The 12,469-nt window shown below is 47.5% G+C and carries 14 protein-coding genes; 4 read left to right on the top strand and 10 right to left on the bottom strand.

Going from position 1 to position 12,469, the window contains the following annotated elements; genetic code table 11:
• Nucleotides 1–92: 92 nt before the first annotated feature.
• Nucleotides 93–692 (top strand): rhomboid family intramembrane serine protease, encoded by a 600-nt coding sequence (locus tag ACWJJS_RS16775; RefSeq protein WP_003156193.1) that lies wholly within the window; start codon nucleotides 93–95, stop codon nucleotides 690–692.
• Here ACWJJS_RS16775 and ACWJJS_RS16770 read toward each other — a convergent pair.
• From ACWJJS_RS16770 to ACWJJS_RS16750, 5 genes are all read right to left on the bottom strand, one after another.
• Entirely contained in the window at nucleotides 689–2,155 is a 1,467-nt protein-coding gene (locus ACWJJS_RS16770; RefSeq protein WP_094247219.1) for a PH domain-containing protein, read from the bottom strand. The genes ACWJJS_RS16775 and ACWJJS_RS16770 overlap by 4 nt on opposite strands.
• Nucleotides 2,145–2,624 carry a PH domain-containing protein gene (locus ACWJJS_RS16765; protein ID WP_003156195.1) on the bottom strand — a complete coding sequence of 160 codons (480 nt, stop codon included), beginning with the start codon at nucleotides 2,622–2,624 and terminating at the stop codon, nucleotides 2,145–2,147. The genes ACWJJS_RS16770 and ACWJJS_RS16765 overlap by 11 nt, the downstream gene beginning before the upstream one ends.
• 115 nt (nucleotides 2,625–2,739) lie before the next feature.
• Nucleotides 2,740–4,224 carry a degradosome RNA helicase CshA gene (cshA, locus tag ACWJJS_RS16760; protein WP_025853729.1) on the bottom strand — a complete coding sequence of 495 codons (1,485 nt, stop codon included), beginning with the start codon at nucleotides 4,222–4,224 and terminating at the stop codon, nucleotides 2,740–2,742.
• Nucleotides 4,225–4,554: 330 nt separating this feature from the next.
• The gene (locus ACWJJS_RS16755) at nucleotides 4,555–5,925 is read right to left on the bottom strand and encodes a UDP-N-acetylmuramoyl-tripeptide--D-alanyl-D-alanine ligase (protein ID WP_367069535.1); all 1,371 of its coding nucleotides are present in this window, start codon (nucleotides 5,923–5,925) and stop codon (nucleotides 4,555–4,557) included.
• Between the two features lie 76 nt (nucleotides 5,926–6,001).
• Nucleotides 6,002–7,087 (bottom strand): D-alanine--D-alanine ligase, encoded by a 1,086-nt coding sequence (locus ACWJJS_RS16750; RefSeq protein ID WP_003156199.1) that lies wholly within the window; start codon nucleotides 7,085–7,087, stop codon nucleotides 6,002–6,004.
• A 153-nt stretch (nucleotides 7,088–7,240) separates the two neighbouring features.
• Between ACWJJS_RS16750 and ACWJJS_RS16745 the strand changes: the two genes are divergently transcribed.
• On the top strand, nucleotides 7,241–7,558 hold the full coding sequence (locus ACWJJS_RS16745) for a thioredoxin family protein (protein WP_003156200.1): 318 nt from the start codon (nucleotides 7,241–7,243) through the stop codon (nucleotides 7,556–7,558).
• Here the strand turns inward: ACWJJS_RS16745 and ACWJJS_RS16740 are convergent.
• Nucleotides 7,555–8,448 carry a cation diffusion facilitator family transporter gene (locus ACWJJS_RS16740; protein WP_278071589.1) on the bottom strand — a complete coding sequence of 298 codons (894 nt, stop codon included), beginning with the start codon at nucleotides 8,446–8,448 and terminating at the stop codon, nucleotides 7,555–7,557. The two genes, ACWJJS_RS16745 and ACWJJS_RS16740, sit on opposite strands and share 4 nt — an antisense overlap.
• A 212-nt stretch (nucleotides 8,449–8,660) precedes the next feature.
• On the opposite strand from ACWJJS_RS16740, the gene ACWJJS_RS16735 reads away from it, so the two are divergent.
• Nucleotides 8,661–8,840, top strand: coding sequence for a Fur-regulated basic protein FbpA (locus ACWJJS_RS16735; RefSeq protein ID WP_003156203.1), 180 nt, complete (start codon nucleotides 8,661–8,663; stop codon nucleotides 8,838–8,840).
• On the top strand, nucleotides 8,827–8,973 hold the full coding sequence (gene fbpB / locus ACWJJS_RS16730; RefSeq protein WP_071392108.1) for a Fur-regulated basic protein FbpB: 147 nt from the start codon (nucleotides 8,827–8,829) through the stop codon (nucleotides 8,971–8,973). The genes ACWJJS_RS16735 and fbpB overlap by 14 nt, the downstream gene beginning before the upstream one ends.
• 28 nt (nucleotides 8,974–9,001) lie before the next feature.
• Here fbpB and ACWJJS_RS16725 read toward each other — a convergent pair whose 3' ends face one another.
• The 4 genes from ACWJJS_RS16725 to ACWJJS_RS16710 all read right to left on the bottom strand — a co-directional run bounded on the left by ACWJJS_RS16725 (nucleotide 9,002) and on the right by ACWJJS_RS16710 (nucleotide 12,376).
• Nucleotides 9,002–10,144, bottom strand: a complete 1,143-nt coding sequence (locus tag ACWJJS_RS16725; RefSeq protein ID WP_278071588.1) for an acyl-CoA dehydrogenase family protein — start codon at nucleotides 10,142–10,144, stop codon at nucleotides 9,002–9,004.
• Between the two features lie 115 nt (nucleotides 10,145–10,259).
• Nucleotides 10,260–10,595, bottom strand: a complete 336-nt coding sequence (locus tag ACWJJS_RS16720) for a hypothetical protein (RefSeq protein ID WP_003156210.1) — start codon at nucleotides 10,593–10,595, stop codon at nucleotides 10,260–10,262.
• Nucleotides 10,596–10,689: 94 nt separating this feature from the next.
• Complete coding sequence (locus ACWJJS_RS16715) at nucleotides 10,690–11,457, bottom strand: ABC transporter permease (RefSeq protein WP_058906579.1); 768 nt, start codon at nucleotides 11,455–11,457, stop codon at nucleotides 10,690–10,692.
• The gene (locus ACWJJS_RS16710; RefSeq protein WP_069013422.1) at nucleotides 11,450–12,376 is read right to left on the bottom strand and encodes an ABC transporter ATP-binding protein; all 927 of its coding nucleotides are present in this window, start codon (nucleotides 12,374–12,376) and stop codon (nucleotides 11,450–11,452) included. Before ACWJJS_RS16710 ends, ACWJJS_RS16715 begins: the two co-directional genes overlap by 8 nt.
• Nucleotides 12,377–12,469 lie beyond the last annotated feature (93 nt).

The raw sequence follows: 12,469 nt of genomic DNA, 5'->3' as shown, positions 1-12,469 counted from the left end.
GTGAATTCCTCCTAAAAGTCCGTACTAAAAAACGGTTTATGTCATAAACGTGTTACTATATATGTAACAAATCAGATGCAAAGGGGCTTGCGATGTTTATACGTACGGAAAATTTCCAGACTTTTATCAGACGTTATCCGGCCGTCAGCTGTATCTTGGCGCTGCAGGCGTTCTTGTGGCTGTTTTTCAGTATGCCGCTTCATTCCGTCATGATGTGGTCAGATGCAGTGACCGGCTATAATTACGGCGTTTCCTCGGGAGAATGGTGGCGGCTGGTGACACCGATGTTTTTACATGCGAATTTCACTCACCTTTTGTTTAACTCCATGTCTCTCTTTTTATTCGCGCCCCCGCTGGAGCAGATGCTCGGAAAAGTCCGTTTTTTGATTGTGTACATCGCATCGGGCATTATCGGCAATATCGGCACGTATCTTGCCGAACCGCTTGATTATGTGCATGTCGGCGCATCCGGCGCGATCTTCGGACTTTTCGGCGTGTATGTGTTTCTGACTGTTTTCCGCAAGGAGCTGATCGGCCGGGATCAGTCGAAAATGATTATGACCCTGCTTATCATCGCGGTACTGTCGACGTTTATCAATTCTAATATTAACATTATGGCGCATTTGTTCGGATTGGCAGGCGGATTTTTGCTTTCCTTTTTATGCGTGCAGCAAAAAAAGCGGCGGTATTAACCGTCCGCTTTTTCATATGAATACCAGCGCCCGATGCGTTCGGCATCTTCCTCGCTGACATCCTTCAGCATGACATGCTCCATGTGGTGAGCTGATTTCACTGCGGTAGCCACAGATGCGAGCCGCCTTCTTTTTTGCAGAAAGGAGCGGCTGACTTCAAACATCTGCATTCTTCTTCTCAGCATAATCGTGGTCGTCTTCCCGAGCAGCCGTGTGGTGAGCTGCAGCCGGCCGCCGTTTAAGCACCATGACGCGCTCTTAAATGAGGCGTAGCCCAGCACCAGTTCGACGGGAAGCACAAGGAGCGATGCATATCCCCACGGTTTAAACAGAATACAAAGCGGAATGATCACGAAAACCGAGAAGATAACGGAGCGGAATAAATACCGGCGCAACGCCCTTTTCGGCAAATGATTCCGATTTTCTTCCAGTACGTAATCCGGTGTGAAACCGTTCAGCATCACACCGAGCTTTGATTTGCGGATGATCGGAAACAGAATCGTCTGAGCTCCTTCTTTCTCATTCCCCGCACTCCCGGCGCTGACAATCGCAACCGTCGCGTATCCGAATAACTGCCTGATCACATTTTCTTTAATTTTAATGGCTTGGATTTTACGGAGCGGGATGGTCACTTGATGTTTTTCAATAATTCCTCTCGTAATGACCAATTCGTGTTCCTTTTTTTCTATCTTAAAGTTGGCATGCTTGATCATCATACCGGCGATGCTTAACAGCCAGGCGATGAACAATCCTATGAAAATGATCACGGCGTATATGCCGATGCTCGCATGCTTGAGAAAAGAAAACCTGTCGTAGAGCCAGTCCATCGGAAGTACTTCATCAAGCTGAGAAAAGAGGGCGAATACCGCTGAGATGATGACACCGATCCCCCCGGATGTTGAGGCGGCCATAAGCAGCTCACCTACAGACAGGCGGTAAACGGATTGCACATCTTCCCCGCGCATCGGCTCCTGCTCCGCTGCGGTCTCCCCTCGTTCTTCTTGCTCCGCTTTTTGCTGAAAAACAGCCGCTCTGATCCGTTCCGCCTCTTCCACAGTAATGGCGGATAAGACAGCCTCGGCGTTTTTCCCGTCGCCGGCCGTTTCGATTTGAAGCTTAACAAGCTTAAAAAGCTGCTGAACGATGCCGGCACTCGTATTCATTGATTGAATCCGGTCAATGGAGATGTATCTCTTTTTCGTAAAAAACAAGCCTTCTTCAATTCTGAATTCTCCGTCCTCAATCCGGTATGTAAATTTTCTCCACTCGATCACACTTGCCGTAATCAGCCAGATAAGCAGGACAGCGAGCGCAATGCCTCCGTAAAAGCGGATGAAGTGGTTGGAATTAACAATATAGACGAGAAAAAATGGCAGAATAATGTTTTTAATGGTTTCGATAATAATATGGAATAAGTTCAAAATCACGGCCGCCGGGTGCAGACGTTTCGGCTCAGACATCATCTTCCGTCACCCTTGCCAGACGGGAAATGGAATCCCTCAGCCGGTCAGCTTCCTCCATATCAAGCGCCGGAATGGAATGAACGGTTGCCGCCGTGGAGATTTTGACTGAGGCCAGGCGGTACCTTCTGAGGAGCGGGCCTTGTGAAGTATCTACGTGTTGCACCCTCACCATCGGCACAATGACCCGTTTGACTATAAAAATGCCGGATTGAATATCAATTTCATTTTCATGGACCTCATAGCGCCAGATCCTGTGCCTGATTTTCGGTATGGCATAGACGGATATCACTGAACCGATGACCCAAATGATGCCGAGGACTCCGGTGATCCAATACGGCCAATGGAAGAAATGGCTTAAAACAGCTGCTGCTATAACGGCCAGAAGACAGAAGGCGGACAGGATGATTTCCTGAAGACGCCAGACTTTTAAGCCGCTTGGACTGATTCGATTTTTTGGCTGTGCTCTCAACATACCTACCTCCCATTTTTTATCATACATACAAATACGGCTGATTTGCAAAAAAGATTCACTTTCCGGCATATCAAAAAAAGCGGACCCCGTAAAAGGGTCCGCTTCCTGTGTTTTAGTATGATTTTTTCTGGCGTCTGTCACCTGAAGAACGGCGGTCGCTTGAGCGTTTTTTATCGTAGGAAGAACGGTTGTTGTTTTTCCCTTTGCCGCCGCGGTAGCCGCCGCCTTGGCCGTCTCTGCGCTTAGAAGTACGCTGGTTTTTATAGCGTTTGCTGACCATCGGCGCTTCATCAGTGAGGCGTACAGGCGTGCTGTCCGGCTCTTTTGTCGCCATTTTAATGGCTGCAGCCACAACTGTCACTGCATCATGATCTTCTAACAATTCCGCAGCTGCCGTCATGTAGAAGTTCAGGTTGTTGTCGCTGATCGCCGTACGCAGACGGTCAACCGTCACCTGCTGCTGACCTTCTAATGCTTCGTCAAGCGTCGGCTCTTTCATGCGGTCCATTTTGCGTTTTGTCGTTTGTTCGATCGCGCGAAGCATGTTTTTCTCACGCGGTGTGATAAACGTCATCGCCATACCCGTTTTTCCTGCGCGTCCCGTTCTTCCGATACGGTGAACGTAACTTTCAGGATCTTGAGGCACGTCAAAGTTGTAAACGTGGGTAACACCTGAGATATCAAGTCCGCGGGCAGCAACGTCAGTCGCTACAAGCACTTCGATCGCACCTTCTTTAAACTTGCGGAGCGCTACCATACGCTTCGCCTGCGTTAAGTCGCCGTGAATTCCTTCAGCCGCATATCCGCGAAGGTTCAGCGCTTCCGTCAATTCGTCAACACGGCGTTTTGTACGGCCGAATACGATCGCAAGTTCCGGAGACTGAATGTCAAGAAGACGAGTCAGCGTATCGAATTTTTTGCGCTCCTGCACTTCCAAGTAGAACTGCTGAATGTTGGACACAGTCATTTCTTTCGCTTTTACTTTTACGTGTTCCGGCTCAGTCATGAAACGCTCTGCGATCCGTTTGATCGGCGCAGGCATTGTTGCTGAGAATAAGAGCGTTTGGTGGTCGCTCGGCACGTTTGAGAGAATGGATTCAATATCATCAATGAATCCCATGTTCAGCATTTCATCAGCCTCGTCCATGACAACCGTGTTCACGTTGTTTAAACGGATCGTGCGGCGGTTGATATGGTCAAGAAGACGCCCCGGCGTACCTACGATGATATGCGGGTTTTTCTTCAATGCGCGGATCTGACGTCCGATATCCTGACCGCCGTAAATAGGCAGCACTTTCGCACGCTTATCTTGTCCGATTTTATATAACTCTTCAGATACTTGAATGGCTAATTCACGGGTTGGCGCGATTACGATTGCTTGAATATTAGGAGACTCGGGGTTCATTTTTTCAACAAGGGGTATACCGAACGCAGCTGTTTTACCTGTACCTGTTTGCGCTTGTCCGATGACATCTTTATTTAAAAGTCCGAGCGGAATCGTTTGTGCCTGAATCGGTGTTGCTTCTTCAAATCCCATACGATTGATTGATTTCATGAGATCAGAACTTAATTGGAAATCTTGAAACGTTATAGTCAAATTATTCAAACTCCTTCTGATTGCTGTTTCAGTAATGTCGTGATTTACCACTAAAAACTGCCCTTTCATCCAAAGGACAGGATCATACGTATACAAAGCCCGAATTACTTTACGTTTAATCTTACCATTACACTATGTGTTTTTCAATAAGGCGAGATGGTCAGGCGGCCGGAAGCGGCCTGACCGGATTCTTCCCGCGAACGAGGCCGGACCCCGCGCCGGACGGGATTTCCCAGCCGGCGGCCTTTCTTTTTCATACGGACAGAATTATTTCACCCTGAATTAGTTTCTTCATTTTTGTATATTTTTATGATGCTGATCGGTATTTTTTCAGTTCTTCTCTAATAAATCTTTAACGATTTCTTCGAGCTTCATACCTCTTGATGCTTTAAACAGAAGGAGATCGCCGGAAGCGGTCTTTTCCTGTATGGCGCAAAGCAGTTCTTTTTTGTCAAGATAATGGCTGACGCGCCCTTCTTCAAAATGCCGGCGCGCTCCGTCAGCGATGAATGCGCCGAGTGTGCCGTAAGTAAATACATGGTCGATTTCCGCCGGATTGATCGCAGCTCCGCATTCTTCGTGGAATGCTTTTTCTTCATCACCGAGTTCAAGCATATCACCGAGCACGAGCATTTTCTTCCGATAGCCTTTCATCGTTTCGATTAATTCGACCGCCGCTTTCATTGACGTCGGGCTCGCATTATACGCGTCGTTTACGATCGAGATGCCTTTGTCCGTTTTAACCAGTTCCAATCTCATCCCCGTCACCTTCAGGCGGCTCAGTCCCAGAGCGGCATTTTCCGGCGTAATGCCGAAATAGATGCCGGCGGCGTATGCGGCCATGGCATTCATCACATTATGTCTGCCGAGAACCGGAATAAAGAAAGAACGTTCGATCCCGTCGATATTGAAGTACGTGCCTTCTTCCGCCTGTTTTATTTCTTTCAGACGGAGATCATTGTCAGCGCCTGCGCCGTATGTCGTTGTCCGGCAAGTGTACGCCTTTTCGCGGAGCAGCGGCTCATCCCCGAAATAAAACAGAACGCCGTCTTCCCGAAGTCCGTTTATAATTTCAAGTTTCGCCTCCGCAATTCCTTCTCTTGAGCCTAAATCCTGCATGTGGGATTCGCCGATATTGGTAATGACGGCAGCTTCCGGTTCAGCAAGACGGCTCAGAAAATCAATTTCGCCTCTCGCGCTCATTCCCATTTCTAAAACGGCGATTTCTGTATCTTCAGGCATGGCAAGCACGGTCAGCGGCAGGCCGATATGGTTGTTGAAATTGCCGGCGGTTTTGTGAACGCGGTACTGGGTGCTGAGAACGGCGTGAAGCATGTCTTTCGTTGTCGTTTTTCCGTTGCTCCCGGTCACCCCGATGACCCGTGTGCCGAGTTCTTTCAAATAAGCTTTCGCCAATGTCTGCAGCGCCTCCAGCGTGTCATCGACAAGGATGACAGCACGCTCTTCCGGCGGATTCGGCTCAGAGCGGTCCCACAACACCGCGGAAACGCCTTTTTCGAATGCTTGAGGCACAAAAGTGTGGCCGTTAAAATGCTCGCCTTTTAAAGGAATGAACAGCTGATTTTTTTCCAAAGTCCGCGTATCGGTTGCGGCGCCCTCAATCATTGTTTGTTCAAATACAGGATTTGTCAGTGTGCCTTTGACCATGTCGGCGATTCGTTTTACAGTTCGCTTTATCAAAGGTGGCACCTCGCTTTCTGAAAATGTTGTCTGTTACGGGAAAAGACACTGCCCCTTCAGGCAGTGTCCGTCTTCATTAAAATGTATGTTTAATCAGCTGTTTTTCGGCATGGCGTTCTTTTGCCAGCTCAACCAGCTGTTCGATCAGATCACTGTAATCTACGCCTGCTTCTTTCCAAAGCAGCGGGAACATGCTGAATGGCGTAAAGCCCGGCATTGTGTTCACTTCGTTAATGAGCACTTGACCGTCATTGGTCAGGAAGAAATCGGCGCGGACAAGGCCTGATCCGTCAATCGCTTTGAAGGCTTTAATCGCCATCTCGCTGATTTCCGCATATTGTTCATCCGTCACTTGCGCGGGAATCATTAAATCCGTGTCGCCGTCTTCATATTTCGCTTTGTAATCGTAAAAGTCGGTTTTCGGCGCGATTTCACCGACGGCGGAGCATTTCGGTTCGTCATTTCCGAGCACGCCGATTTCGATTTCTCTGCCGGCGATTCCTTCTTCGACCACAATTTTCCGGTCATACTCAAAAGCCAGTTCGAAGGCTTTTTCAAGCTCTTCACGGTTTCGGCATTTGCTGATTCCGACGCTTGACCCGAGGTTCGCCGGTTTGACGAAGCACGGATATCCCAGCTCCTCTTCAACCTGCTGTAAGCAGCTGTCCGGCGTCTGTTTCCAGTCCTTTTTTAAAAAAGCGGCGTACTTCGCCTGCGGAAGCCCCGCTTGAGCAAACAAATGCTTCATGATGACTTTATCCATGCCGGCTGATGATGCAAGCACGCCGTTGCCGACATAAGGAACGTTCAGCAATTCCAGCAGACCCTGAATCGTGCCGTCTTCACCGTTCGGTCCGTGGAGAAGCGGAAATACAACATCGATCGGCGCCTTTTCGTCAGGCGACGCTTCAGGAAACATTTCCCGGTTCAATGCTGATAGAGCGAAACTTTCACCGTTTTGTTCCAGCTGAAGCATTTTCACGTTGGAAACCGGCTCAGTCAGCAGCGGGCCTCTTTGCCATTCTCCTTTTTCAGTGATGTAAATCGGATGTATATCAAACTTCTCAGTATTAAGCGCTTTTGTTACAGCTAATGCTGTCTGCAGCGATACATTGTGTTCGGCTGACTTTCCGCCGTACACCAATCCTAGACTTGTTTTCAATGGATATTCCCCCCACAACAATTCATCTTTACTATCTTATCACTTTCCTCAGAAAATGATCTAATTATTTTTGGGCATTCTGAATATGAAAGCATTTGTATGTAATTCCTTTTTATTTTATATTAAAATGGCATGGAAAAGGAGATGTGTCATATGAAAAAAATCAGTACAACAGAACAATTTAATGAACTTATTCAATCCGACAAGGAAATCATCGTGAAATTTTTCGCTGACTGGTGCCCTGACTGCACGCGCATGAATATGTTCATCGGCGATATTTTGGAAGAATATAATCAAAATGATTGGTATGAGCTGAACAGAGACGAGCTCCCTGAGCTTGCCGACAAATATCAGGTAATGGGCATACCGAGCCTTCTGATCTTTAAAAACGGCGAAAAGAAAGCGCATCTTCACAGCGCAAACGCGAAAACGCCCGAAGAAGTCACAGAGTTTTTATCACAGCATATTTAATTCGTTTCACGATCTTTGTTTATGACTTCAGGCTCTACATGAACATGGACATGAGTCACATCATGTTCATGTTTTATTGCATATTCGACTTCATCGGCTACTTCATGGCCTTCTTTCACAGACAGTCCCGGATCTACCGTAATGACCATTTCCACATGAACCGTGCTCCCCAAATACCTTGCTTTCACATCCTTCAGCCTGCTGACCTCTTTTATTTCTTTCACTGTGTGTTTATACGGCTCCAAATCTTTCAGATCAAACCCGTCCGTTAATGAGTGGGAAGCATCTTTGAAGATGTCCCATGCCGTCTTACAGATGATAATTCCGATCAGAAAGGCAATGACCGGATCAATCCACGGCAGATGAAGCCGGGCCGTTAAGACGCCTATAAACGCCCCAATACTGACATAGGCGTCAGAACGGCTGTCTTTCGCCGCCGCATGAAGCGCAGAACTTTTAATCCGATCCGCAAGACGGCTGTTATATACATACATGCCGTACATGACAATCGCGCTTCCGAGCGCCGTCCATGCCGCAATGAAGCTCGGCTCGGCCTCCGTTCCGCTGACAATCGCCTTTGCTCCTCCGATCAGCACTTCAATACCGACCGCCATCATAATAAAAGACGCAATTAATGAAGAAATTGTTTCAGCCCGAAAATGTCCGTAGGCATGATCACTGTCCGCGGGGCGCTGGGAAATCCGGAGCCCGATCAGCACAGCCAGTGATGCGACAATATCCGTGACATTATTTAACCCGTCCGCTCTGAGCGCTTCGGAATGATAAATAAGACCGATCACCAGTTTGACGGCGGCAAGGATGAGGTACGCGGCGATATTCAGAATCGCGCCTTTTTCGCCCCGTTTTAAGTTTGCCGTTTGATCATTCATGTAAGGACTCCTCCATTCTCATTCATAGTATGGATGGAAAAGCGGAAAAATAGCAGCTTTGATCTGACCAAATGCAATATTCGACAGCATTATTCCCCGGGAAACTTTTGTCGAAAAATTGGCGGTATTTTTCCTTTACATATGAATATGTCCATTGTATACTTTCATTAACTGATAATGATTATCAATATCATTTGGTTAGGAGGGTAATCATGAGGTCTTCTCCTCAGCTCAGATCATCCGTTGAAGGACGAAAAAAACATCTGATCCATTTGCTGATCAATAACGGAATATACAAAAAGTCGGAACGGCATTTATATGAATTATCGCTTGGAGAATTAGAAAGCGAATACAAATATGTAAGGAAGGTGCGGGCTCATGGCGAAACGTAAAATAAAAACATACGAACAGCTGATAAAAGAAAACAAGGCGGCCATTATGAAAAATCAAAAGCTGATGAATGTAATCTATGACAGAATTGACCGCAAGCATCAAAAACTGCTCCGGCACAACAGCCATACATAAAAAGAGCCTTTTTCAGGCTCTTTTTTTATTACTCAAAGGCTTCCGCCGCTAATTTGCCGATGACCGCATCGTCCATCGGCGGATTGTGAAGGCCGGCCCGGGCATCCCGATAATACCGCTGAAGCGGATTATTTCGCTCCAGGCTTTTTGCGCCGGTGATTCTCATTGCTTTGTCAACAACAGAAAGGACGGCATTTGTCACAATATGTTTTGCCGCACCGAGCTCGCTTTTGATGAAAGGGCGGCGTTTCGGGTCATCATACATTTGCGCCGCCGTAAAGAGAAACTGTCTCGCTTTTAACAATTCAAGCTCCATTTCCCCGACACGCTGCTGAACGGCCGGCACGTCTTTAATCGGTCCGTTCAGGCTGTTCGGCGAATATTCGGATGCAAACCGGACGGCATAGTCCCTTGCCGCTTGAGCGATGCCCAGATAAGCAGCGGGAATGTGAAGCAGCCAGCCATTCACTTTCGCCGCTCTCGGCCCGCTGATAAGCTCCACAAGCCGCTCGTCACTGACCGTGACATGATCTAAAAGGAGATCATGGCTTCCGGTCGCCTTCATGGCAATCATATCCCATGTTTCTTCGACTGAAACGCCTGCCTGATCTTTATGAATGAGAAAAACACCGGTCGTTTGTTTTTCTTCAATCCATGCCGTCACAAGCATATAATCCAAAGTCAGCGAAAGGGTTGTAAAGGTTTTTCGGCCGTTCAGCACCCATTTTCCGTCTTTTTTGACAGCGGAGGTGCCGGGTCTTCCTCCCCTCGTCGGACTGCCGGTCTGCCGTTCCGTCGCTGCCCTGTTCAGGACGGCTCCCTTTTTCACCTCTTCTGTGATAAATGAAAAGACATCTTCATCCCAGCTGTTTCCTTCTCCGAGCTCACCCATGACGGATAAATGCCAGCCGATTCCGAGAGCAACGGCCGCGTCTCCCCGTGCCAGCCGTTCCTGAAACAGCACCATATCATAAACGGAAATGCCTGCACCGCCGAATGCCTCAGGTACCGTTAACGCCGTATATCCCGCGTCGCGCAGTCTTTGAATTTTCTCCGCGGGAAAACGGCCCGCCTCGTCATCAAGCGCGGCTGTTTTTTGAAATTCGTCTGCAAGCAGGCCGATTTTTTCCATCCATTCCCGCTGCCGTTCATTCTGTATCCATAAAGACACTGGAATCCCCCCATTATAATTCCGATAAAGTTAATAAGTATTATAGAGATTCAAGTCTCGTTTCGCAACTGTGAGGCTGTATAAAAAAAACACGCTATTCCATGGAATAGCGCGTTCAGACTGCTTCCGGGCCGCGGTCCTGCTTGAGCCCGAGATAAATCAGCATATATGTGAGATAACCCATCGTCATCACAAGCCCGCCAAAGAAAAAGCTTGAAAAAATCGGCTCTTCAAACGCGGTAACCGCCGCAAGCACGATCCAGCTTGCATACAGGTAGATGATGAAATAACGGAATCCCGTCTTCATTTTATATAAGAGAAACAGCCCCACTGTAGAAAACAAACCCAGCGCAAGCCTGAAATAAACAAGATGTTCGAATTGAAACATGAATGACACAAAGGAAAAACCAAGCAATAACACAATCGGTAATGCGGTAATAAAATTTCTCAAGTGAGCACCTCCGTCATTACCTTTATTATAAATCAAAATAGCATAAATTATTGATTTATCGTGATCTTTTTCACAAAAATGTCATTCCTTTACTTTATACCCGAACATCTCGTTTGCAAAAGCTCCACCAAGCGACGGCTAAAAAGAATACGATATGGATAATGATAATGCCTGCGGAAAATAACGGCGTCATTCCCGCAAACAGCGGCTTCGCCCCGCTCATATATTGCGTCAGGTCAGTATTTGCGAACAGCAGAAAACTTCCCCATTTGTTTTGGAAGAGCGACATAATCGTCACGAGTGATTTTGCGCCGTACAGCACGATAAATGACAAAATGACGGCCGTTGCGCTGTTTCGGAATACAGAAGAACACAACAAGCCAAAGCATGCCATCGCAAACGCCTCGACCCAGTTCGTGCCGATTACTTTCAGGGTGTTCATCAGAAGCGTCCCTGATTCAGATGTCACCGACACTCCGAAGAAAGCCATGCCGAACAGCAGAGACAGAATATAGTACGCCGCATACAGGTACAAGCTGACCAAAAATACGGTAATGAGTTTAGATACAAAAATCCGCTCCCGCTTTACCGGACGGATCAACAAAAATTTGATCGTTTTCTTATCAAATTCAGCGGAAATGATCGTTGCCGCGATCACGATTGTTAATGCCTCAAGCAGAATATTCAGCCCGGGGGCGTACGCCATATAGCCGATGAAATTCTCCTCCGTTCCGGAACTGATGACAAGCCGTTTAATGACAAGCGCCATAATAAATTGGAGAACAGCCATCAGAATCAGCGCCACTAATGAGACTTTTCGGTTAAAGAGTTTCATATGCTCATTCGCTGTCAATTTAAACATTCGTCTCCCCCTCCTCTTGAAGCGCCGTCGTCACTTTCATGAATTCATCCTCCAGCGATTCCGCATACGGCATGATGGAATACACGAGAAAGTCTTGTCCGACGAGCGCACGGTTTAATGCCGGGATGTCCTTCTTCGCTACGGTGACGGTAATGCTCCCGCCGTTTTTCTCCGGAACGAATTGCTGCTGGGACAGCCATTCGAATGCTTCGTCAGCCGGCTGAATGTCGAGGATGGCTTTTTCTTCTTTTTCCGCAGCGCCGCGCAGAACAACCTCTGTTTTGATCTCACCTTTTTGAATGATGATGACACGGTCGCAAAGGTCCTCCACTTCACGCAATAAATGCGTCGCAAAAAGGATGCTCGTCCCTTCAAGCTCCGCGAGTTCCTTTAAGTGATCGCGGAAATCCTTCATTCCGCCGGGATCAAGCCCGTTTGTCGGTTCATCTAAAATGAGCAGATTCGGACGGTGAAGAATGGCCTGTGCAATCCCGAGACGCTGACGCATGCCAAGGGAATACGTTTTAACTTTGTCATGAACGGCATTTGTGAGCCCGACCCGCTCGATGACTTCCTGAAGCCTGTCCTCTTTGATGTTTTTGTGCATGTTGGCAAAGTGCTTCAGATTTTCCCACCCCGTCAGGTACGGGTAGAATTCAGGATTTTCCACGATCGCTCCGACGGATTCAAGCGCTTTTTCGAAATCAGCATCGTGCTGAAAGCCGTTAATTGTAATCGTGCCGCTGTTTTTCTTTAAAAGGCCGACGATGATTCGGATAAGTGTGGTTTTTCCCGACCCGTTCGGACCGAGCAAACCGATGATCTCGCCCTGCCTGACATCCATGCTGATGTTTTTTAAAATGTGCTTTTTGCCTATTGTTTTGTCAAGGCCTTCAATATGTAAAATCGGCTCAGTCATACAGCCTTCCTCCTTTTTCACAAAAAATAAACAGTGCCCGTACATAGGCACTGTCTGCATTATAACATTAGTCATATATTCGTGAAGAGCCGG

The sequence above is a fragment of the Bacillus sp. JK106 genome (assembly GCF_053663355.1).
The sequence above is the reverse complement of the archived record's forward strand: the minus strand, read 5'-3'. Positions and strand labels throughout refer to the sequence as shown.